The sequence below is a fragment of the Streptomyces sp. NBC_00631 genome (genome assembly GCF_045206895.1).
In the GTDB taxonomy this organism is placed as follows: domain Bacteria; phylum Actinomycetota; class Actinomycetes; order Streptomycetales; family Streptomycetaceae; genus Streptomyces.
The window spans coordinates 240,136-260,701 of sequence record NZ_CP107734.1; the positions used below are offsets into that span (position 1 = coordinate 240,136).

A 20,566-nucleotide genomic window follows, 5' to 3' on the forward strand; every position below is an offset into this window, starting at 1 on the left:
CTGCTTGATAAGGTAGCCTTAGTATATGAACGATGACCTGGACCCCGACGAAGTCGCCTCGGTCCTGCTGGCCGGTCTCAGCGCGCTGATACGACGGGTGCGCCAAGTACCCGTCGACGGCGGACTCACCATGCCCGAGCGGACCGCGCTGTCGCACCTGGATCGCTCAGGCCCCACTACCTCCTCGGCGCTGGCCCGCCAGGTGCAGATCACAGCGCAGGCCATGGGGGCGACACTCAGCGCACTGCGGGCCCGTGGCCTGGTCGAACGCCGCCCGGATCCGAACGACGGCAGGCGCATGGTGCTGTCCGTGACCGACGCCGGTCGGCAGGCGCTGCAGGACAAGCGCAACGCGCGGGCCGAACTCATCGCCCGGTCCCTGACCAGCGGCGCGTTCACCCCTGCTGAGCTGGAACAACTCGCATCGGCCGCGCCACTGCTGGAGCGGCTGGCCCAGCACATCTGACCCCGACGGAACCAGGGAAGCACACCGATGACGGCTCCTCCCAAGACCCACGCCCCGCGCCGCCCGGCCGATGACCGGTACAAGTGGACGGCGCTGGCGAATACGACCGCCGCGGTCTTCATGTCCGCGCTGGACGGCTCGATCGCGCTGATAGCCCTGCCGGCGATCTTCCGCGGCGTGCACCTGGACCCGCTGGCTCCGGGCAACATCGCCTACCTGCTGTGGATGATCATGGGCTACCGCTTGGTCCAGGCCGTCCTGGTGGTCACGGTGGGGCGCCTGGGAGACATGTACGGTCGGGTCCGGATCTACAACTCCGGGTTCGCGGTCTTCACCTTCGCCTCGATCCTGCTGTCCCTCGACCCCTTCGACGGCGGCCACGCGGCGATGTGGCTGATTGGCTGGCGGGTGGTGCAGGCCGTCGGCGGGTCGATGCTGGCTGCGAACTCGGCCGCGATCCTGACCGATGCCTTTCCCAAGGAGCAGCGCGGCTTCGCCCTGGGCATCAACCAGGTCGCCGGGCTGGCCGGGATGTTCCTCGGTCTGGTCGCGGGGGGTCTGCTGTCGGCCTGGGACTGGCGGGCGGTGTTCTGGGTGAATGTGCCTGTCGGCCTGTTCTTCACGCTGTGGGCCTACCGCACCCTGCGAGAGACGGGGAAGAGCGGTGGCGGCCGGATCGACTGGTGGGGCAACATCACCTTCGCGGTGGGACTCAGCGCGGTCCTCATCGCGGTCACCTTCGGCCTGCAGCCCTACGGCGAGCACACCATGGGCTGGACCAACCCGCTGGTCGACATCCTGATCTTCGGCGGACTGTTCCTGCTGGCAGCGTTCGTCGTCATCGAGAAGCACGCCTCCGCACCGATGATCCAATTGGGTCTCTTCCGCCGGCGGGCTTTCACTTTCGGCAACCTGGCGGGCCTGGGCATCTCGATCGGCCGAGGCGGGATGCAGTTCGTTCTGGTCATCTGGTTGCAGGGCATATGGCTTCCGCTCCACGGCTACGACTACGGCGATACGCCCCTGTGGGCCGGCATTTTCATCCTGCCGCTGACCGCCGGTTTCCTCGCCGCAGGTCCGGTGTCCGGCTACCTGTCCGACCGGCTCGGCTCCCGGGGCCTGGCCACCGGCGGCGCGCTGCTGTTCGGCGTGAGCTTCCTGGGGCTGATGCTGTTGCCGATCGACTTCAGCTACTGGATCTTCGCCGTGCTGATCGCGCTCAACGGGATAGCGAGCGGCATGTTCGCCTCCCCCAACTCCTCCTCGATCATGGGCAGCGTTCCCGCAGAGCTGCGCGGTGTCGCCTCCGGCATGCGCTCCACCTTCCAGAACTCCGGTACCGCCGTCTCCATCGGCGTCTTCTTCTCCCTCATGATCGCGGGGCTGAGCAGTAACCTCCCGCCCACCCTCACCGCCGGCCTGCGGGAGCAGGGCATACCGGCCCACGTCGCCACCCAGGTCGGCGGCCTGCCTCCGGTCTCGTCCCTGTTCGCCGCCCAACTGGGCGTCAACCCGATCCAGCACCTGCTCCAGCCCAGCGGCGCCCTGACCCACGTGACGGCGGCCCAGCAACAGGTCCTGACCGGGCGCGAATTCTTCCCGCACCTGCTCTCCGGGCCTTTCCACTCCGGCCTGGTGATCGTGTTCGCCTTCGGCGCCGCCCTCGCCTTCCTCGCCGCGCTCGCCTCCCTGCTGCGCGGCACCAGTCCCAACCGCCAAGCCCCTGGCACCACGAACGGCCGCCACCGGCGACACCCTTGCCGCTGCGACCGACGACGGGACAGAAGCGACGCAGGGAGAGAAAGGCTATGTGCGCCCTGATCCCGGCAACTAGCCGATATCCACAGGAGAAACACCCATGGCACTGACAACAATCGATCCCACGCCCGCGCTCGTCGTGATCGACCTGCAGAAGGGCATAGTCGCGGCCCACACCGACAGCCAGGCGGCTGCCGCAGTCAAGCAGGCGACGCACCTGACGACCGAGTTCCGTCGGCACGGCCTGGCCGTGATCCTGGTCAACGTCACCGGACGCGCGCCGGGACGCACCGAAGCCCGGCGGTCCGGGAGCAGCGCCGCGCTGCCATCCGGCTGGGCCGACCTCATCGACGAACTCGACGTCCAGCCGACCGACCACCTGATCACCAAACGGCGGCGCAGCGCATTCCACGACACCGGGCTCGACACACTCCTGCGGGACTTGGGCGTCACCCAGGTCGTGCTCGCCGGCATCGCGACCAGCTCAGGCGTGGAGTCGACCGCGCGCTCGGCCTCCGACTACGGCTACCACGTCGTCCTGGCCACCGACGCCGTGAGCGACCCTGATGCCGAGGCCCACCGCCACAGCACCGAACGCGTCTTCCCGAAGCTCGGCGAGACCGCCACCGTCACTGAAATCATCGACATGATCGAGGCCACGCGATGACTCTGCTGGGCCGCATCCTGAGCAACCGCAGAGCAGGCGAGACCCACGTGGCGTGGAATCTGCCCAATCTGCAAAGTGCCGAGTCGCTGACCCTCACCAGTCGGCACTTCGGCGACGGAGACTCCCTTGCGCTGGAGCACTGCCTGAAGAACATCGGTGGCGACAACCTGTCCCCCCACCTGGCCTGGACTCCGCCGCCGGCCGGCACCGCCCAACTCCTCCTGGTCATGGAGGACATCGACGTCCCCATGGCCAAGCCCGCGGTGCACTGCGTCGCCCTGATCGACCCGGCAGCCCGAGACCTGGAACCCGGTGCCCTCGACGCACGGCAGCCGGCCGCCGGAGTGCAGTTGTTGCGCTCCAGCATCGGTCGCGGATACCACGGCCCCGGACCCATCAAAGGCCACGGGCCGCACCACTACCTCTTCCAGCTGTTCGCCCTCGCCACCCGCGTGGAAAGCACCCCCGACACAGCGCAACCGAACCGGGCACGGCCCCGCGACCTCCTGCCCGCCATCACCGCACCCGTCCTCGCCCGCGGCCGACTGACCGGCACCTTCGAACGCTGACCCCTGCCCCGGGCCCGCACACATGCAGCGTGCCCGGGGCTGGAGATCCAGGCGTCCAGGTGATCTCGGATCATGCCTCGCGGCTGCCCTCATCGTCCTCGTCCAGGTGGACGGTCGCCGGGTCACGCAGTGGACGCGGGCCCTCGCGCGGCGGGGCGGGCGGCGAAGCTGTAGCGGCCCAGGCAGTTGAGGTTGGCGTGCTTCAGCGGGGAGACCCGGGGCCACGTCCTCGTCCAGGACGTCATGCTGTCCGCGTACTCTCCGATGCGGCCGGGCCGGTACGTTTGAACGTGGCCAGTGGTCAGGCCACGTCGGTGTCCCTTTCGATGGCCTTGAGGCGGTTCTTGAGCCGGTAGCTCCGCCGCCACGGCAGCGGGCTGGGCATGACCGGCCGTCCCGTCGACGAGGCCCTGCACGTGATCTCCAAGGTGATCCTGCACACCGGCCGCGACCTCGACCAGCTCACCGCCGAAGACGTCTTCGAGGCGCGGGCCTGGGGAAGGCCGGCCATCGGCTACTCCTACGAGGGCACCCAAACAGCGCCTGGGACCTGCTCCGCGGCGCCGGGGTGATCCACCCTGAGGACACCCTCAAGGAAACGCCAAGCTCAGTACCAGCGCTCGTTCGGGTTCCCCGCGTCGCCGTCGTGAAGGTAGACCGTGCCGGCGTTGGGGCTGGTTCCAGTCCAGTCCAGGTAGTAGCCACTGAGGACGTTCTGCAGCTTCCAGCCGTTCCCGGAACCCATGTTGATCTCGCGCCACCGCATGTGCCCGTCGGTGGCGTCCTTCGCGGAGTTGCAGGGCATCGTCTCGACGGTGCGGCCGTAGCCGGTCAGGCAGTAGCCCGCCCAGTCGACTTCGTTCCAGGTGCCGTCGCTGTTCTCGATGTCGGTCCAGAACGACTGGGCGGAGGCACCCGCGTAGGCCAGGGAGGGCTGCGCCTCATAGCCGTCCGACTGAAGGAAGTAGTCGTGGTTGTACAGGCCGTTCCGCCAGGTGATCCCGGAGGCCGCCGAAGCCGGCGCGGCCGTGCCGAGGGTCAGCAGTGACGTCGTGACCAGCCCTAGGAAGGACACCTTGATGAGGGGGGCCGTTCGCCGCGAAGAGGTACGCATGCTCGGTAAACCCTTTCTTGTCATGCACGGTCACTGCGACAGCGTCGCGCGCACGGAGGATATGACGTTGCGAAAGTGCCGGTGACGACCATGGCCGCCCTGCGGCAGCGGCGACAACGCCAGCCCCGCAACTGACGGATGCCTGGGACGTGCACCCGTCTGACCTGCGATGGCCCCGCCCGGTCTGACGGTGGAACGGGACACCGACCAGGGGATGCGCTGCGTCGCGCCGACGCAGCGCATCAGTCCGGGATCGGGCACTTACCGAGCCGGGAGCAACCGCACGCTCGCCACCGGACAAGGAGTTGCGGGGCGTCGAGGTCGACGCAGATGCGGGAGATAGGGGGATGCCAGCGCCCGCGGCGATCTGGGCGACGCCGTGCCGGCCGAAGCCGACGCCGAGGCGAGCCAGGCGCCGGCCGGGCCCGAGATCATCGCCCCGCGCCGTCCGGCCCAGGCAGACCTCACCGGCCCCGGCACTACCGACGAAGTGGTGGACATGCTCGTTGAACAGACCGAGGACCAGGCGCACGACGTCGTGGCGGCGCTGCTGGCGCAGGCCCGAGGTGAGGGGAGGACGCGTGATCCCGATGCCGCACCGTACAAAGGGACCGGGCGTGCTCGGCGCCACCCCTGAGCAGCCCATCGGACCGTTCGGCCGCTGGCCAGACGGCGCGGGCGACGAGGAACCCGACCCCGCATTGCCTCCAGACCACCAGCCAAAGGATCACCGACAAGTTACTGACGGGATACTTGTCACTTGGTTCCCCGCTCGTTAGCGGCACCCCGACCCCGGCCGCTCAATTACCTCGATCGCCAAGCTGCCGGCGTCTCCCCGGGCACGCTCCACAACCACATCCCGGACCTGCGCGAACTGCGCGCCGGAGCCGTCCCCCGCCAGCTCGAAGCGCCCGCGCGATAGGCGGACCCGGGCAAGATCAATCTCAGCGGCACTTTCTGTACCTCAACTACTCACAAACCTGCCGCAAGCCATCTGATGAGGCGGGCGGCCATTACAGGACTCCGACGACAAGGGATTCGCGGGCGGTCTCCACGACTTCGGCGGTGACGGTCTGCAGCTGGTTGATGTCCATCACGCGCTCGATCTGGGCGACGAGGCGGCTGGTGAGCCGGAAGTTTCCGCTCTTGGGCAGAGAGTGCGTCGTCAACGTCGCGCGCCGCTGAAAGGAGTGTGACAGGTAGGCGCTGGTCAGCGGGTGCCCGAACTTGGACTGACCAGATCACTCCGTCACGGGCAGGCACTCGGTGAGCAGGTCGACGACGTCGTGCCAGGCTCGCTGCGCGTGCCGTGGGTGGTAGCCGACGCCGGGGACCACGGCGTGATCGACCGGCGGGTGGTGGAAGGCGTGCAAGGCGCCGCCATAGACCACGAGGCGCCAGTCGACGCCCGCGGCCTGCATCTCGGCGGCGAACGCGTCCCGTTGCGCGGGCGGCATGATCGGGTCTTCCGACCCGACCCCGGCCCACACCGGGCAGCGAATACGCGCCGCCTCGCCCGGTCGACCCGTGGTCAGCGCGTTGACTGTCGCGATCGCGCGTAGGTTGACGCCGTCGCGCCCGAGTTCCAGCCCGATGGCGCCCCCGGTGCCGTAGCCGACGGCGGCGATCCGGTCAGGATCGGTCGGCGGTTCGGCGCGCAACACGTCGAGCGCCGCGCGGCCGATGCCCCGCATCCGGTCGGGGTCGGAGAGCAGCGGCATGCAACGGGACAGCATCTCCTCGGGGTCGCCCAAATAGCGCCCGCCGTGGAGGTCGAAGGCCAGCGCTACGTATCCCAGCTCGGCGAGCGCATCGGCCCGGCGGCGCTCAACGTCGCTGAGCCCCATCCCCTCGGGCCCGATCAGGACTGCTGGCCGGCGGCCGGCGCCAACGGGGAGCGCGAGGTGCCCGACCATCGTCAGACCGTCGGCCGGGTATTCGACCGTGCGCGTTGTAATCGTCGCCATGAGACTGGACTGTAGTGATCGTCGAGCCCGGTCGGGCCGCTGTTCTGCCGCTGGCGGAACAGCGCGGGTGTCCCTCCGGAATCACCCCTGTGGAACGTCACGTAATTCCCCACCCGCGGCGCCAACTGCCCCGCCCTATCGTTCGAGCATGCGGGTCACGGCTCGGGGATCCATTCCGTGGGTGGGGGTGTGCGGCTGTAGTGGGCTCCTCTGGGGCCGTAGCGGGCGAGGTGGAGGGTTTCGCCGTCGAGCTGGATCTCTGCCGGCGGAGGGTTGGGGACGGAGATCCGTGGGTGGGCGTAGGGGTGGCCTTCGATGAAGAGGGGCTCCCGGTGCCGGTTCCAGCTGTCCGCCAAGCTCTGGGCGCGCTCGCGGGTCCACGGGTTCTGCAGGGCCCGTGGGGCGCCCGCGTCGTGGTCGTAACCGTTGAGGCTGCGCACCAGGGCTTCGCTGTAGACACCCTTGACCCGGAAGTTCTCCAGGTGCTCCACGCGTACGACCATGTTGACGTACCGGCGGCTGTTGCCCCGGTGCCGGCCCACCGCGTGCCAACGCCAGCTGCCGGGGTCCCAGCGGGCAGGCGGGAGCCACAGCAGGGTGCCCGCGCGGAAGTGCTTCGTGCCGTGCTGGATGTCGAGGCCGCTCTCGCCGTGCGAGGTCTCCCGCGCCACGTTGGCCACCAGGCACCAGCCCAGCAGCCCGTCCGGCGCCTCTTCTTCGGTGGGTCTCGTGTCTGTCACGCCGAGAATTCTGAGGTCAGAGGCGGGGCGCAAGCTAGCTCTTATCAGCTGAGCCGACCGGACCGAATCACATGCGGATCACCAGCCGCACAGGATATCGGCCTCGTTCGAACATGCGGGTGGGGAAGTTGGTGCTCTTGGCGGGGAATTACGTGACCGCCGACATCCCCTCCGCGCCAGAAACCGCTGAAGATTCGAGGGCATGAAGCTCTGAAGGTCACAGCCCAAGCCCTGCTGGACCGGCAGGGCAGTAGGGAGCCGAAGGGCGTGACAGTGGCCCAGGAGGGACATCCTGTCGTCAGGATGACGCAGTGGCTCATGCATCACGCGTGTGGCCCGCTCCGCCCCTGGCGCTCAGCAGCAGCGTCCAGCGCCTGTGCCGCAGTCCTCAGACGCTCCTTTAACGCCGCACGGCCCGCGCCGCGTGTCTTGCTGGCATGGCAGTTGGGGCACAACGCAATCATGAAGCCCGGGTGGTCGCGGCCTCCCTGGGCAATCGCGACCATGCTATGGCTGACAGACAGGCGCTTATTGGCACCACCCGCCGACGCGGTCGCCACCGGCTGTGGCTCACGCGCCCCAGGCCCTGCCCTACTGGAGAAGCGTCAGAACGGCGCTCCGAGGCAGCTGGCTTGCCTGCGCGAGGACCGAAATGCTTGCCTGCTGGAGCGTTTGCTGCCGCGCGAGCACAGGTTGTGCTGGGGCGATGGCCACCTCGGTCGCCTTGACGGGTAGGGCATCAACCAGCGGCGGGATCTCCTCGGCGAGCTTGTCCGCGACCTCCGCTTCGCTCAAGCCGGCCTGTTCGGCCAGGGCGCTCAGCTCCTCCGGTGCGATCTGAGCGGAGATCTCCTCGCCGCTGATGGGCTCGTTAGCGCCCTCACCGGTCCACGACGCGAACTTACCTGCGGTCTCCGGGGCATCCGCCAGCGCAATCAGCAACGCACCCAGCGTGAAATTTGCGGTCTCGCTCATCCTGCTCCTCCCAAACACGATCTTGCTTGGCCGAGGCGACGCTACAAGCAGGGCCCAGTCGGAGGGCCCACTTCCCCCAAGGGTCCCCCGGAAGAAGGAGCGATCAGGGGACAGCCATCGCGCCCAGGTGCCATTGGTCTCACTCGCTGACAGTCATCACTTGACAACGTCAGTGACGTTCGCCAATCAGCGTGCTGATTTGCCAACTGAAGTGCGTCGTCACAGCGGCCGGGCGATGGCTGCTCACCGTCGGTGCTCGGTCTCTGTCCACAGGGCTCCGCTCCGAGACTCGATCTTGAGGCCGTCGCAACCAGCGCGGCCCCTACATGAGGAGCCGTCATGCCGGACACCACGCCGCTCGCCCCGACGACCCCGCACGCGGCCATCAGTGCCTTCAACTACCTCCGGGCCGTCCAGGCCGACGACGTCGACGCCGCCCGCGAGTTCGCCGGCGCCGAACCGCGGATGCCCGAGCTGCTTGTCGACGTCGCGACTCGGATCGTCGTCCCGGTCACCGTCCACGCTACGAGGAGGGCTCGATCATCCTGACGTCGAACAAGACCTTCAGCGAATGGGGACAGGTGTTCGGTGACGAGGTCCTCGCCGCCGCGATCCTCGACCGCATCCTGCACCACTGCGACATCGTCGCGATCAACGGACCGAGCTACCGGCTCAAGAACCGCCTCAAGGCCATCGAAAGGGACACCGAGGTGGCCTGACCACTGGCCACGTTCAAACGTACCGGCCCAGCGGCATCGGAGAGTACGCGGACACCTGCGGACAGAACTCGTTGCGGAGGCACACCAGATCCGGGGGCACGGGGGCCAGAGACGTGCGGCCTGGGCGCTGGGTCACGACCGGGGTGGTCGCAAGGCGCCGGCGACGACGGTGGCCACCATCTTGCGGATGGCGGTGGTCTGCGGTGGGGCGCTTGACCGGTCGGCGAACAGCAGGTACCCGGCCCCGACGAGAGTGGGGGCCAGCGTGTCGATGTCGGCATCACCGGCCAGACGGCCCAGCTCCCGCTCGGCGGTGAGGTACGCGGCGATCATGGCGGTGCCCTGTATGGCCAGTGGGATGCCGGTCAGACCGGCCTCGCGCAGTCGGAGCCGGGACCGGCATCGAGGCCCGGCAGTTCCAGGCAGCCGGCTGCACGGTCCTCGGTGTCGAGCCCGACGAGCGGATGGCCGCCTTCGCGCGGCGCAGCGGTGTCGAGGTCGAGGTCGCCAGGTTCGAGGACTGGCAGCCGGCCGGGCGGCAGTTCGACGCGGTCATCGCCGGCACCGCCTGGCACTGGGTGGACCCCGTCGCCGGCGTGACCAAGGCGGCCCACGTGCTTAGGCCCGGCGGCCGACTCGCCCCCTTCCACCACGTCCCCCAACTCCCGGCCCAGGTGATCGACGCCCTCGCCGAAGCACTCCAACGGGTCGCCCCCGATTCCCCGTTCAACCCCGGCCTGCTGAGAGGGTCGGCCGTGGACGCATACCAGCCACTGTTCGCGAAAATCGCCGACGGGATCCGACAGACCGGCAGCTTCAGCGAGCCGGAACAGTGGCGCTTCACCTGGGAGCGCACCTACTCCCGAGACCAGTGGCTCGACCAGCTCCCCACCTTCGGCGGCCTCACCCAACTCCCCGAAGACAAAATGGCGGAGGTCCTGGACAGCGCCGGGACTGCGATCGACAAGCTCGGCGGCCACGCCACCATGCCCTACACATCCGTCGTGATCACCGCGCCCCGCTCCCATACGGCCTGACCACCACAAACGCCGGACGTCGCCGAGCGCGAGCAGACTGATGAGCACGGTGACGTCCATCGGGAGCCGAGGAAGGGGACCTGCAAGCGCGGACCGACTGAGGCGACGAGCGGCCCTGACCGGTTTTCACAATCGCCATCCAGGTGCCGCTGGTCTGTCTGCCCTGGCTCAGGCCCCTTGTTTACATGGCGGTGCAGGGGTGAACACGCGGTCGTCGCGCAGAAGGGCCCACAGAACACCGGCCCGTCGGCGGGCCAGGGCAATAACGGCCTGGACGTGCCTGCAGCCCTCCGAACGCCTCTTCAGGTAGAAGTCCCCGTTGGGACCTTCGCGGATCATGCTGGTCTGCGCGGACATGTAGAACACCCGTCGCAGGCGGCGGTTGTATCGCTTGGGCCGGTGCAGATTACCTGTCCGCCGACCGGAGTCACGCGGGAAGGGGACGAGCCCGGCCGCGGAAGCGAGGTGGCCCGCGTCGGCATAGGACGTGAGGCCGCCGGCAGCCACGACGGACTCGGCTCCCAGTATCGGCCCCATACCCGGCAAGGATTCGATGATCGCTGCCCTGCGGATGAGCTCGGAAGGTGTCGCGGATCTGCCTTTCGACGCGCTTGACCCGGTCGTACAGGGACAGAATCTGCCGGGCCTGGCAGTCGGTGATGGCGTGGTCAGGCCGGGTTTGACGCCCTGAGCGCCGCCGCGATGGATTCGGCGAGCGGGGTGGTCGGGCGGCCGATCAGGCGGCTGAGGTCGCCGCTGCCGCCCTGGAAGTGGCCGCGTTTGACGGCGAGGTCGGTCTCGGCGAAGACCTCGGCCTGTTCCGCGGGCATGCCGGCGCCGGTGAACATGCCGGCCAGCGCCTCGACCGGGACATCGTTGTAGGCCACCTCTGTTCCTGACTGCCTGGACAGCTCCGCCGCGTACTCGGTGAAGGTCCAGGCGGTGTCGCCGCTGAGCTCGTATGCCTTGTTCTCGTGGCCTTCGGTGGTCAGGACGACGGCCGCCGCCGCGGCGTAGTCCCGACGGGTGGCGGAACCGATCCTGCCCTCGCCCGCGGCGGCGGTCACGCCGTGCGCCAGCTGGAGGGGGATCTGTGCGGTGTAGTTGTCGGTGTACCAGCCGTTGCGCAGGATCGTGTAGGTCAGGCCGGAGTCGAGGATGGCCTGTTCCGTGGGTTTGTGCTGCTCGTCGGCCAGCCTGTATTCCGCCACCGGGGCACCGAGGACGCTGGTGTAGGCGAGCCGGGCGACGCCCGCCGCTGTGACGGCGTCGATGACGTTCTGGTGCTGGACCGTACGCCGGCCGAACTCGCTGCCGGAAATCAGCAGGACGACATCATCTGCGCTGAAGGCGCTCTTCAGCGTCTCCGGGTCTTCGTAGTCGGCTATCCGCAGTTCGACGTTCTTGGCGGCGATGTCAGCTGCCTTGTCCGCGTCGCGGACAACTGCCGCGATCTGGTCAGCCGGCACTCTGGCCAGCAGCTCATCGATGACGAGACGGCCCAGCTGCCCGGTGGCCGCGGTGACAACAATGCTCATGGCGAGAATCCCCAATACTGAGAATGAAGTTACTTGGCGCATGCCGATTCATGCCCCAATTGATTGCCCACGACATCCTGCAATTAGGGGTCGGGTGCCGAAGTAGGGAAGAAATCTGCGTAGCTGCGCATGTTGGCGACTCCTGGGTTTCATCCAGCCCGACTTGGCGTGAATGCCGACAAATCATTCCGTGAGAGGTGTGTAAGGACCGCTCTGAAGCGCACGGGAATAAGGGGTTGCCGCCGCCGCGTGACCACGTGCGTCAGTTGCGCTGTTGCCGCTCGCCGGACGGGGCCTGCTGGTGTGGGGTAGCGGACGGGTCTGTGGGGGTGCCGGTCCAGCTGCCCAGCAGGTTGAGGGCTTCGGCGGACGGTGAAGCGGGTTCGGGGGTGTAGACGACGAGCGCCTGGTCAGGGTCCCCGGAGACGCCGAGGACCTCGTGGTCGAGCGTGAGGTCGCCGACCAGCGGGTGGTGGAAGTGCTTGGTGCCCATGCCGTGGCAGACGACATCGGGGTTGCCCCACATGTGACGGAACCGGGGGCTGCGCAGCGACAGTTCGCCTATCAGCTCCGTCAGCTGCGGATCGTCGGGGTGGCGTCCTGCGTACAGGTGCAGGTGGGCGATGCAGTCGCCGGCGGACCTCTCCCAGTCGACCAACAGCTCCGGGGCGTGCGCGTCGAGGAAGACGTAGCGGGCCATGTTGCGGTCGCGGTGCGGGCGGGCGTCGAAGTCGGCGAAGAGGGCGCGGGCCATCTTGTTGGAGGCCAGGATGTCCATGCGGCGGCCCTGGATCATCGCGGGCACGTGGTCGAGGGTGTCCAGGAGCCGGTAGAGGCCGGGGCGTACACGCTGTGGGTTCATGGGGCGGCGGCGGTGTGCGGGGGATGCCGGTCTGGCCAGTGTGAGGAGGTGGGCCCGCTCGATGTCGTCCAGCTGCAGGGCGCGGGAGATCGCGTCCAGGACGGTCTCGGAGACCTGCCCGGCCCGGCCGCGCTCCAGGCGCGTGTAGTACTCGACGCTGACGCCGGCGAGCCGGGCGACCTCCTCGCGGCGCAGACCCGGCACCCGGCGGGCGCCGCCGGCGGGGACCACTCCGGCCTGCTGGGGGGTGATCCGGGCCCTGCGGGTGGTCAGGAACTCGCGGATCCCGGTGCTCGGCTCCATGCCCTCCACGCTACGGGCCCCGACCCGGTCCGCGCCCCGGCAAAAGGGACCCTGTCAGTACCCCTTCCAATACTCCAGGGGCCGTCCCGCCGTGATCGCCCGGAACAGCGGGAACGACGACGCTGCAGTGGTCCCGAATCCTCACGCGTCTACATGCCCCTGCTCGTATGCACCGAATACCCTGTGACTACCCAATCGGGACTGCCGTTCGATCAAGAAACCTCAAGATCGGTACGACAACAGCTACTGAGCCCCTTCTCGGGGCCGGACACCCCGGACGGGACGACATGGAAGTCGCAGGCCACCGGGGGTGCGTTGTGCGGGTCGGCGGCCGGTCGGCCGCACACCCACACCCTGCCCACGATGCGGCGGAAATGTGATGTATACGCGAGCGCCACGACGTTTCATACCATATTCGCCTGCAACCTCCATGTATACGATGGATGCACAATGTCGACGGGCTGCCAGGAGCGGCTGCCGTGCGGGCGGCGGGCCGCCCCGAACGCCACGGCGGCCGGCACCGCCTCCGGCACCCGGGCCGTCACCTGTACGTGCGTAACAGCCGACGTAGGTCAGACGGTCGCCGTTCTGCACGGTGCCGGGCGCGAGGATGCGCAGGTGCGGGACGACCGTGCGGCCCGCCGACCGGTTGGCGGGCCGCGATGCCGACTCTGGGCACACCGTGAGCCGGCCGGAATCGGCGTCATGACCGACCGCGACAACGTGCCCGGGCGAGCTCGAAGGCGACGGCCTCCCAGCGATCGCACAGTGGGGCGCCGGCGGCTGGGAGTCCCCAGACCCGCTCGGTCACCAGCGCGCCGCGCCATGCCGAGGCCCATCGACTCGCGCCCGCCAAGACGGGCCACGCCACCGGGCACCTGTCTCACATCCCGGGTGTCTGCCGCCCCTCCAGTTCCCGCCTGGCAGCAAACGCCTTCGCCAGCACCGTGGTTCGGTAGGGATTCGCGGCGTCCAGGGCCGACGCCACCGCAACCGCCTCGTCCAACAGCGCCAGCCGCTGCTCGGGCAGTTCCCGCACCAGTGACGACGAGCTGGCCTCCACCAGGACGTACGCCAGCTTTGACCCGTACACCTCCGGCTCGACCTGCGTCAGCAGGCGGTAGATCCGCAACCCCTCGGCACCGCGTACCACCCGCTGGTTGGCACTGAGCAACTGGACCCTCGCCCGCATGACCATGTCCTGATCCATCGTTCCCCCTCCGTTCCCCCACCCCACCTGCACCCGTCCCACGACGAGACAGCACGACGAACGCGTCGACACCCGAGAACGGATGCCGACACGGACGTCGGAGAGTGGATGACGACGAGTCTGCGGGCAGGCCACCACCCCGGACAAGCCTCAACGAACGTGCGCTCCGTCCTACCGCAAACCACGTCCGAGCAGGCATGATGGACCTGACACTCACTCAAGCCCCCGGCCTTCACCGGCAGCGATGCCGAGCGGCAAGTTTCCGCTGCCTGGGGGACGCAACCAGCCAGTGGTCCCTAGCGGGACTGAACACCGCGGACGGCGCCAGACCTGCGCTCCCCCGATCGGTTCGGGAAGTCCGGGAACGCGCCGTTGTCGGCGGTGGGCGGCAGTATGCCGGTCACGACAACACTGCAGCACAGATCGTGGACGCCGCCGCCTACGCACAGGCCGTCCAGGACGCCCTCGGTGCGGCGGCCGCGTACTACGCGGGCGGAACGTCGCCGCTGGACGACGACGTCTACGACCGGCTGGTGCGTGAGATTGCCGCGTGCGAGGACGGACACCCCGATCAGCTGCTGCCCGACTCCCCCACCGGGAAGGTGGCCGGCGGCGCGATCGAGGGCGATGTCCCGCACACGGTGGCGATGCTGAGCCTGGACAACGTGTTCTCGCCCGAGGAGTTCACCGCCCGGACCGAGTCCCTGGCCCGCCGTATCGGGCACGAGGTCAACACGTCCACGCCGGGCCGAAACCGGACGGGCTCGCGATCGCCGCCCGCTACACGCGCGGCCGGCTCACCCGGTTGATCACCCGCGGAGACCGGGCGGCCGGCGAGGACGTCTCACACGCGATCGGCACCATCGAAGGCCTGCCTGCGCCAAGGCCGAATCCCTCGGCATCCGACTCGCAGGACCCGACGAGTTCGCCGATCTGGTCGCCGACTACCTCAACTGAGATGCCGGCACAGCACGGCGCAGATGTTCAAATCCCGCCCCCGCCACCACAATCCGGCCCACGGTGACATCACGTAGCCGGGGACCGGAGCCGTACCGGCGCAGCGCTCCCGCGTCCTGCGTCATCGCGGGGGGCGTATGCCAGTGGTGTTGTGCGTCAACGAGCTGTCCGGCTGGGTCTGTTCGGACCGCCGCGCGAGCGCAAGGTGGTGTCGGCCTCGGTGAGCAGGCGGTGGACGAAGCCGTAGGACCGGCCGCAGCCCTGGGCGAGGGTCCGGATCGAGGCCCCCTTGTCGTACGCCTTCTTCAGCTCGACGCCGGTCTTCTGTCGGGTCGGCCCATTGATGTGGACGCGGATTCCCAGCACTTCGGCCTCCTCCAGGCTCGTGAACGGCTACGGTCGGCGCCGGCCGGCTCATCGGCGGGCGGCGGCGTCGCATGTGGCCGCCGTCCTGGCAGCCGCGCGGCGTATCTCGCCCTCCGGCACCTCGCGGAGGGCGGCGCGCGACCGATGGTGTCGGTTCTTCCACGGTCTGGCTCCCGGATGAACGGGAACGCGCCAAGGGCGCTCGTACCTGACACGCGCCCACGCGGTGACACCGCGAGGTGTCCGGAGCCCTCATTCAGTGGGCACGAGGTCCGGTGTGACCACCGGCACAGGGCATGGCGGCGAAACCCGCCCGGCGGCTGACTCGGGACAAGTAAGTCAAGCCTTACTTTCATGGCAAATTGACTGCATAGTGGAGGGTCGAGTCGAGAGGCAGGCCGCAGTTGTCGCAGTTCAATGAGGGTGCCGCAGGGCAGGTCGAGGTGGAACAGGCGCACGTGTCCGCCATGTACGGGTTGCTCGATGAGCAGATGGCGGATGTACGGGCCGAGCTGGCGGACGTGCTCCGGTCGTCAGCCGACAACGCGGGCGAGGTGTACGCGCGTGATGTGGCCGCAGAGCGTCTGTCGCGGCAGCTTCGCCGGCTGGAGGGCGCCGAGGAAGGGCTGGTGTTCGGCCGGATCGACGGCGCGGACGGAACCGTCCTGCACATTGGACGGCTCGGCTTGCACGCGGAGGACCGGGACCTGCCCCTGCTCGTCGACTGGCGAGCGCAAGCGGCTCGCTCCTTCTACTCGGCGACGGCCGTCCACCCGATGGGACTGCGCCGCCGCCGGCACCTGCGCCTCGTTCACCGCGCGGTCCAGGCGGTGAACGACGAGCTACTGGACAGCTCCGCACCCGCAGCTGGCGACGTCGTCGGCGACAGTGCACTGACGGAGGCGCTGGAAGCACAGCGCACGGGGCGGATGCGTGCGGCAGTGGCGACGCTGCAAGCAGAGCAGGACGCGATCGTCCGCTCCCCTCACCAGGGGGTCACGGTGGTGCAGGGCGGACCTGGAACAGGAAAGACCGTCGTCGCCCTGCACCGAGCGGCTTACGTGCTGTACGCCTTCGCGCGGGCCGCCGAGCGTGGCGTCCTGGTGCTGGGGCCGAACGTGCTGTTTCTCGACTACATCTCCAATGTGCTCCCCTCGCTCGGGGAGAACGACGTGGTCCTGGCCACATGCGCGGACCTGACCGGGATGGCGCCCGAGACCAGGGAGCCGTCGGACGTGGCCCAGCTCAAGGGAGACCTGACGATGGCTGAGGCACTGGCGAACCTGGTGCGTTCCCGGCAGGCACCATGGGACCAGGGGTTCGCGGTGCGCGTGGGGCGGGAATGGGTCCACCTGAAGAGGGAGGACATCGCGGAGGCGCGGGAGGCCGCGGCAACGAGCGGCCTGGCGCACAACCGTGCGCGGGAGGTGTTCAAGGACCGCCTGGTCAGTACAGTCACAAGCTTGCTGGAGCGTCGCACTGTCGAGGTCCTCGAACACATCGACGCCGAGTCCGCCGAGAACACTGGCCTGGATCTCGATGCCGCGGCCGTGGCCGACCTGCGTGCTCTCGGCTTCGACGTCGACGACGCGTCGGCTGCGGACCCGGCCGAGATGTTCGACGCGGACGCCCTCCGTGCAAGTCTCCAGGGCGACGCCCACGTTGACCGCGCGGTAGAGGCCCTGTGGCCACGACTGATGCCCGAAGAGGTCGTCCGGGACCTGCTGACTGATGTCCGCACGATGACCACGCATCTGTCGTCGCTCACCGACGACGAACGTTCCCGGCTGCTGCGTTCTCCTGACGATCCATGGACCGACGCCGATGTTCCACTGCTGGACGAGGCGGCAGACCTGGTGGACGGGCCGCCGGAGCGTACCTTCGGACACGTCGTCATCGACGAGGCCCAGGAGCTGACCGCCCTGCAGTGGCGGATGGTGCTGCGCCGTTGTCCGGCCAGATCGATGACGCTGGTCGGCGACTTCGCCCAGGCGGGACCGGCAACGGCAGGAAGCGACTGGTTCCAGGCGCTGGGCCCGCATCTCGGCTCCCGGTTCATCCTGCACACTCTCACTGTCAGTTACCGCACGACCCACGAAATCCTGGCGAGCACCCACAACCTGCTCGCGCGGATCGCCCCAGATCAGACACCAAGCCGTTCGATCCGCCACGGAGCCCCTCCACGCCACCTCACCGCATACCCGCACACTCTCACCATCACCGTGACCGAGGAACTCCGGGCGCAGACCGCAGCTCACCCTGACGAACTGCTCACCGTGATCTGCGCGGATGTCCGAATCAAGGACATGGCATCTGCTGGCGTCGCTCAGTGGGCGCGCCTCGTACCGGCATCCGAGGCTCGGGGCCTGGAGTTCGACGCGATCGTCGTCGTCGGCCCGGAGGAGATCGCAGCCGCCCGTCCCAGCGGTGAGCGAGACCTCTATGTCGCCCTCACCCGTGCCACCAAGAGGCTGTGCACGATCGCCGTCCACCCCGTGTCACAGCGCGCCTCATAGCTCCATCTGACGGGCGCTCAGAGCCGCCTGGATGGGGGTTGATATGGCAGGGCACCGCACGGGGCCGCCCGGCTCGCCTCCGACCTGAAACGCCTGCACGGCGTCTCGGTCGTGCCGGCCACTGTGCACCGCATCCTCGTGAGGCGGCCTGAACCGGCTCCGCAACCGCGCCTTCGGCACCCATCTGGTGGACGATCGACCGCCGAAGATGCAGGCGCGGCCACCCGGCGGACCATCGAAGGCGGCAAAAGCACAGCGGTGAATCCTCGCCCTGGCCAACGTCCATGGTGTCGAGATGCCGATCACCGGTGGCCTCGGAGTTGCCCGGCTTGGTTCTCCGGGCGGATGCGTGCTGGCCGGCCTCCAGTGTCGGACCCGTGTGCGAGCGTGTAGCGCGAGAGCATGCGACATGTTGAAGGGGGAACGGTGGCAGCAGTGAGTGGCGGCTGGTCTGGGATGGGCTGGGACTGGACAGATGTCGACGACATTCGCCGCCGTCTCGACGAAGGCGCCGATCCAGAAAAGTGGAGCGGCGGTCGGCCGCTGCATCGCGCGGCCGTGTTCGGGTCCCCGGAGGTTGTCGCCGAGCTGGCCGGCCGAGTTGCGGATGTGGACGCGCTGGAGAACGGGGTGACGGCGCTCTGGGATGCCGTTGTGTCCAGGAAGCCGGACAACGCACGGGCGCTCGCCGCCGCCGGGGCTGATCCCTGGCGGCTGTCGGTCGGCGGCTGGTCACCGGGGCGGCTGAGCCTGGCTGGACCGACGCCGGATCTGTTCCCGGTACCGGAGGGGGTACGCCTGACCGGCACGGAGCGTGCGGCAGCACAAGAGGCCAAACGGCTCAGCACGGCACTGGGCACCTTTCACTACGACGGTACGGGGCTGGCCTGTGTGACGGGCATCGACGCGGCCGAGGCGGTGCGCCGGCTGGAGGCGGCGCCGGTGGCGGACGAAGACATCGATGAACTGCTGGAGGACCCGGACGCGTACGACATGGACGAGAGCTCGCAGATCATCGGCGTGACGTCCGTGCCAGGCGGCTGCGTGGTGACACAGCCCTGGGGATATGCGCCGCAGATGCCCGGCGTGCTGACCCAGCTGTCCGCCGGCACGGTCTGCTACGGCCTGTACGCCAATCCCAAGAGCGGCAACCAAGGCGGCATCGCCCGTCATGGAAGCATCGAAGGCTGGGACCTGCACCCGGGCGGAGGACCCTACGAGAGCGACACCCCCGAGGAAGCACTGACTTCGTACCTCTACCACTACAACGCCGTGGCCTACTCCTGCGCCGTTACAGGACTGCGCCTGGCCGACCGGCGCGCCGTGGTCGGACCTCCCGATATGTGGGTTGAACTGCCCCGCCGCGACTACTGGAGTCACTGACTCACACAGACCATCGCCGCCGTGCTGACACGCCTCAACCACGCGACGGCACGGCACACCTGAGCGAGCACCGCGTCTCGCGAGCCGGGTGTGGAATGGTGCAGCCCGGCTTCCGGTGATACGGAGGATTCGTTTCACCGGTGAACTACCCCTGCCATTGGGTGACAACGCTCCGCCACACCAGCGTGGGTGCGCGGCGTACCGAAGGAGCCGGACTACTGCAGCCGGCACCCGTTGCCCGTACACCCGCCGCCGACCCCGCCCGCCCGGATGCCCCGGCCGGAACTCCGCCCTGACAATCTCGCCGCGCCGAGCAGAGTCGCTCCGGCGCGGACCGAACATCCGTGCCATAGTGGCCGATATCCTGTGGATTGGGTGGCCGAAAAGTGTCACCCAGAACAGGAACGCCACCATGACCACTCCCCCGCCCCCGATCTCGGAGCCGGACCCGTCCGCGCTGGTCTGCCCCGGCGACCGGGTCGGCCTGTGCGCCGGATGCCAGCGCAGGACGCACAGATACGGAAGTGGCGGCTCCCCGCTGTGCCAGTGGTGCATGGCACTGGTGCAGGAACGGTGGGGTCGGGCCGTAAGGTACGTCAGCACTCGCGCCTGACCGCCACGCCGCACCTACGCGCTGCGGCGTGGCTTGCGGCCGGACGCCTTCTTGCCCGTCGTCTTCTTCCCAGCCGCCTTCTTCGCCGTCGTGCTCTTCTTCGCGGCCGCCTTCTTCGCCGGGGCCTTGGCCGCGGTCTTCTTCGCCGGCATCTCGTGGACCTGCGCGTCGGTGTCCGTGTCCTCGCCGCGCGAGGCCTTCGCCTTGTCCACGGACTCCTGCAAGGCCGCCATCAGGTCGAGCACGTTGCCCGCCGGCTTCTCAGGCTCCGGCGCCTCCGGCAACTCGCGGTCCTCCCGCTTCGCCTCGATGACCTTCTCCAGCGCCTCGGTGTAGTGGTCGGCGAAGTCGGGGCCCTCCAGCCGGTCGGTGGTCATCCGCTCGATCAGCTCCACCGCCTCGTCGACCTCCGTGTCCGACACGTCCGTCGCCGGCGGGTACAACTCCGAGGGGTCGTGGACCTCGTCGGGCCACCGCATCGCATGCAGCACGATCACGTCATCCCGGACCCGCAGCAGCCCCAGCCGCTCCCGGCCGCTCCACGCGAACTTCGTCACCGCGACCCGCGAGGACCGCTGGAGTACCTGGCGCAGTACTGGCGATCCCGGTTATTCAAAGCTGTGGTAAGTGGTCGCCGGTCCCGCCTCTGGTTGAGCTCGTGCTTGACAGCGCAGATCCAGGAGACCACCGATCGGCGCGCGAAATCCGTGGACGTAGCCTGATCACACAGTGGATCCTGCGCAGCGCATCAAAAGGGCAGGCCCTGCAGGTCCACGCCGACGGTCGGATGAGGCAGGCCGACTAGG

21 protein-coding genes and 4 pseudogenes are annotated in these 20,566 nt (G+C 68.7%); 12 read left to right on the top strand and 13 right to left on the bottom strand.

From position 1 onward, the window contains the following. Positions 1–25 precede the first annotated feature (25 nt). The 4 genes from OHB00_RS01270 to OHB00_RS01285 are packed head-to-tail and all read left to right on the top strand — an operon-like array spanning position 26 to position 3,460. Positions 26–466 carry a MarR family winged helix-turn-helix transcriptional regulator gene (locus OHB00_RS01270; protein ID WP_406430349.1) on the top strand — a complete coding sequence of 147 codons (441 nt, stop codon included), beginning with the start codon at positions 26–28 and terminating at the stop codon, positions 464–466. A 27-nt stretch (positions 467–493) separates the two neighbouring features. Then, entirely contained in the window at positions 494–2,287 is a 1,794-nt protein-coding gene (locus OHB00_RS01275; RefSeq protein WP_406430351.1) for an MFS transporter, read from the top strand. A gap of 37 nt (positions 2,288–2,324) precedes the next feature. Further along, a complete protein-coding gene (locus OHB00_RS01280; RefSeq protein WP_406430353.1) occupies positions 2,325–2,891 on the top strand; it encodes a cysteine hydrolase family protein in 567 nt (188 codons plus the stop codon). After that, on the top strand, positions 2,888–3,460 hold the full coding sequence (locus OHB00_RS01285; RefSeq protein ID WP_406430355.1) for a YbhB/YbcL family Raf kinase inhibitor-like protein: 573 nt from the start codon (positions 2,888–2,890) through the stop codon (positions 3,458–3,460). The genes OHB00_RS01280 and OHB00_RS01285 overlap by 4 nt, the downstream gene beginning before the upstream one ends. Positions 3,461–3,582: 122 nt before the next feature. Here the strand turns inward: OHB00_RS01285 and OHB00_RS01290 are convergent, their stop codons facing one another. Next, entirely contained in the window at positions 3,583–3,705 is a 123-nt protein-coding gene (locus OHB00_RS01290; protein WP_406430357.1) for a hypothetical protein, read from the bottom strand. A 138-nt stretch (positions 3,706–3,843) separates the two neighbouring features. Here OHB00_RS01290 and OHB00_RS01295 point away from each other — a divergent pair, with 138 nt between their 5' ends. Continuing rightward, on the top strand, positions 3,844–4,032 hold the full coding sequence (locus tag OHB00_RS01295) for a hypothetical protein (RefSeq protein WP_406430359.1): 189 nt from the start codon (positions 3,844–3,846) through the stop codon (positions 4,030–4,032). 35 nt (positions 4,033–4,067) lie between these two features. Here OHB00_RS01295 and OHB00_RS01300 read toward each other — a convergent pair whose 3' ends face one another. Beyond that, positions 4,068–4,574: a hypothetical protein gene (locus OHB00_RS01300; RefSeq protein WP_406430361.1), complete on the bottom strand. Its 507-nt coding sequence runs from the start codon at positions 4,572–4,574 to the stop codon at positions 4,068–4,070. A gap of 379 nt (positions 4,575–4,953) precedes the next feature. Here OHB00_RS01300 and OHB00_RS01305 point away from each other — a divergent pair, with 379 nt between their 5' ends. Beyond that, positions 4,954–5,211 (top strand): hypothetical protein, encoded by a 258-nt coding sequence (locus OHB00_RS01305; protein ID WP_406430363.1) that lies wholly within the window; start codon positions 4,954–4,956, stop codon positions 5,209–5,211. Between the two features lie 376 nt (positions 5,212–5,587). Here the strand turns inward: OHB00_RS01305 and OHB00_RS01310 are convergent, their stop codons facing one another. The 4 genes from OHB00_RS01310 to OHB00_RS01325 form a co-directional block, all read right to left on the bottom strand. Further along, on the bottom strand, positions 5,588–5,743 hold the full coding sequence (locus OHB00_RS01310; RefSeq protein WP_406430365.1) for a hypothetical protein: 156 nt from the start codon (positions 5,741–5,743) through the stop codon (positions 5,588–5,590). Between the two features lie 72 nt (positions 5,744–5,815). Further along, positions 5,816–6,541: a dienelactone hydrolase family protein gene (locus OHB00_RS01315; RefSeq protein ID WP_406430367.1), complete on the bottom strand. Its 726-nt coding sequence runs from the start codon at positions 6,539–6,541 to the stop codon at positions 5,816–5,818. A gap of 155 nt (positions 6,542–6,696) precedes the next feature. Continuing rightward, positions 6,697–7,281 (bottom strand): hypothetical protein, encoded by a 585-nt coding sequence (locus tag OHB00_RS01320; protein WP_406430369.1) that lies wholly within the window; start codon positions 7,279–7,281, stop codon positions 6,697–6,699. A 591-nt stretch (positions 7,282–7,872) separates the two neighbouring features. Continuing rightward, positions 7,873–8,256 carry a YidB family protein gene (locus OHB00_RS01325; protein ID WP_406430371.1) on the bottom strand — a complete coding sequence of 128 codons (384 nt, stop codon included), beginning with the start codon at positions 8,254–8,256 and terminating at the stop codon, positions 7,873–7,875. 339 nt (positions 8,257–8,595) lie between these two features. Between OHB00_RS01325 and OHB00_RS01330 the strand changes: the two genes are divergently transcribed. Next, complete coding sequence (locus OHB00_RS01330; RefSeq protein ID WP_406446354.1) at positions 8,596–8,805, top strand: hypothetical protein; 210 nt, start codon at positions 8,596–8,598, stop codon at positions 8,803–8,805. Further along, positions 8,778–8,975 (top strand): annotated as a pseudogene (locus tag OHB00_RS01335) (ATP-binding protein); the annotation flags it as partial. The gene OHB00_RS01330 and the pseudogene OHB00_RS01335, both read left to right, overlap by 28 nt. 132 nt (positions 8,976–9,107) lie before the next feature. Here OHB00_RS01335 and OHB00_RS01340 read toward each other — a convergent pair. Continuing rightward, a pseudogene (locus OHB00_RS01340) lies at positions 9,108–9,368 on the bottom strand (TetR/AcrR family transcriptional regulator); the annotation flags it as partial. Here OHB00_RS01340 and OHB00_RS01345 point away from each other — a divergent pair. Beyond that, positions 9,329–10,012, top strand: a complete 684-nt coding sequence (locus OHB00_RS01345; RefSeq protein WP_406430373.1) for a class I SAM-dependent methyltransferase — start codon at positions 9,329–9,331, stop codon at positions 10,010–10,012. The pseudogene OHB00_RS01340 and the gene OHB00_RS01345 overlap by 40 nt on opposite strands. A gap of 168 nt (positions 10,013–10,180) precedes the next feature. On the opposite strand, the pseudogene OHB00_RS01350 reads toward OHB00_RS01345, so the two are convergent. The 4 genes and pseudogenes from OHB00_RS01350 to OHB00_RS01365 all read right to left on the bottom strand — a co-directional run. Then, positions 10,181–10,610: pseudogene (locus OHB00_RS01350) on the bottom strand (transposase); the annotation flags it as partial. Between the two features lie 70 nt (positions 10,611–10,680). Continuing rightward, a complete protein-coding gene (locus OHB00_RS01355; protein ID WP_406430375.1) occupies positions 10,681–11,550 on the bottom strand; it encodes an SDR family oxidoreductase in 870 nt (289 codons plus the stop codon). A gap of 262 nt (positions 11,551–11,812) precedes the next feature. Beyond that, on the bottom strand, positions 11,813–12,715 hold the full coding sequence (locus OHB00_RS01360; protein ID WP_406430377.1) for a helix-turn-helix transcriptional regulator: 903 nt from the start codon (positions 12,713–12,715) through the stop codon (positions 11,813–11,815). A gap of 883 nt (positions 12,716–13,598) precedes the next feature. Further along, positions 13,599–13,925: a hypothetical protein gene (locus tag OHB00_RS01365; protein ID WP_406430379.1), complete on the bottom strand. Its 327-nt coding sequence runs from the start codon at positions 13,923–13,925 to the stop codon at positions 13,599–13,601. Positions 13,926–14,350: 425 nt separating this feature from the next. On the opposite strand from OHB00_RS01365, the pseudogene OHB00_RS01370 reads away from it, so the two are divergent. Next, positions 14,351–14,820 (top strand): annotated as a pseudogene (locus tag OHB00_RS01370) (NAD-dependent DNA ligase LigA); the annotation flags it as partial. A 218-nt stretch (positions 14,821–15,038) separates the two neighbouring features. Here the strand turns inward: OHB00_RS01370 and OHB00_RS01375 are convergent. Continuing rightward, positions 15,039–15,248: a helix-turn-helix domain-containing protein gene (locus OHB00_RS01375; protein ID WP_406430381.1), complete on the bottom strand. Its 210-nt coding sequence runs from the start codon at positions 15,246–15,248 to the stop codon at positions 15,039–15,041. Between the two features lie 467 nt (positions 15,249–15,715). On the opposite strand from OHB00_RS01375, the gene OHB00_RS01380 reads away from it, so the two are divergent. Both OHB00_RS01380 and OHB00_RS01385 read left to right on the top strand, forming a co-directional pair. Then, complete coding sequence (locus tag OHB00_RS01380) at positions 15,716–17,764, top strand: HelD family protein (RefSeq protein ID WP_406445560.1); 2,049 nt, start codon at positions 15,716–15,718, stop codon at positions 17,762–17,764. Positions 17,765–18,190: 426 nt separating this feature from the next. Beyond that, on the top strand, positions 18,191–19,147 hold the full coding sequence (locus tag OHB00_RS01385) for an ankyrin repeat domain-containing protein (RefSeq protein WP_406430383.1): 957 nt from the start codon (positions 18,191–18,193) through the stop codon (positions 19,145–19,147). A 627-nt stretch (positions 19,148–19,774) separates the two neighbouring features. Here OHB00_RS01385 and OHB00_RS01390 read toward each other — a convergent pair. Next, entirely contained in the window at positions 19,775–20,353 is a 579-nt protein-coding gene (locus OHB00_RS01390) for a Ku protein (protein WP_406445562.1), read from the bottom strand. Positions 20,354–20,566: the final 213 nt, after the last annotated feature.

Excerpts from the sequence above, each read along its gene's own strand:
- OHB00_RS01360 (WP_406430377.1), bottom strand. The coding sequence starts at position 12,715 with ATGGAGCCGAGCACCGGGATCCGCGAGTTCCTGACCACCCGCAGGGCC.
- OHB00_RS01365 (WP_406430379.1), bottom strand. The coding sequence starts at position 13,925 with ATGGATCAGGACATGGTCATGCGGGCGAGGGTCCAGTTGCTCAGTGCC.
- OHB00_RS01275 (WP_406430351.1), top strand. The coding sequence starts at position 494 with ATGACGGCTCCTCCCAAGACCCACGCCCCGCGCCGCCCGGCCGATGAC.
- OHB00_RS01280 (WP_406430353.1), top strand. The coding sequence starts at position 2,325 with ATGGCACTGACAACAATCGATCCCACGCCCGCGCTCGTCGTGATCGAC.
- OHB00_RS01325 (WP_406430371.1), bottom strand. The coding sequence starts at position 8,256 with ATGAGCGAGACCGCAAATTTCACGCTGGGTGCGTTGCTGATTGCGCTG.
- OHB00_RS01290 (WP_406430357.1), bottom strand. The coding sequence starts at position 3,705 with ATGACGTCCTGGACGAGGACGTGGCCCCGGGTCTCCCCGCTGAAGCAC.
- OHB00_RS01380 (WP_406445560.1), top strand. The coding sequence starts at position 15,716 with ATGTACGGGTTGCTCGATGAGCAGATGGCGGATGTACGGGCCGAGCTG.
- OHB00_RS01285 (WP_406430355.1), top strand. The coding sequence starts at position 2,888 with ATGACTCTGCTGGGCCGCATCCTGAGCAACCGCAGAGCAGGCGAGACC.
- OHB00_RS01295 (WP_406430359.1), top strand. The coding sequence starts at position 3,844 with ATGACCGGCCGTCCCGTCGACGAGGCCCTGCACGTGATCTCCAAGGTG.
- OHB00_RS01315 (WP_406430367.1), bottom strand. The coding sequence starts at position 6,541 with ATGGCGACGATTACAACGCGCACGGTCGAATACCCGGCCGACGGTCTG.
- OHB00_RS01270 (WP_406430349.1), top strand. The coding sequence starts at position 26 with ATGAACGATGACCTGGACCCCGACGAAGTCGCCTCGGTCCTGCTGGCC.
- OHB00_RS01330 (WP_406446354.1), top strand. The coding sequence starts at position 8,596 with ATGCCGGACACCACGCCGCTCGCCCCGACGACCCCGCACGCGGCCATC.
- OHB00_RS01355 (WP_406430375.1), bottom strand. The coding sequence starts at position 11,550 with ATGAGCATTGTTGTCACCGCGGCCACCGGGCAGCTGGGCCGTCTCGTC.
- OHB00_RS01300 (WP_406430361.1), bottom strand. The coding sequence starts at position 4,574 with ATGCGTACCTCTTCGCGGCGAACGGCCCCCCTCATCAAGGTGTCCTTC.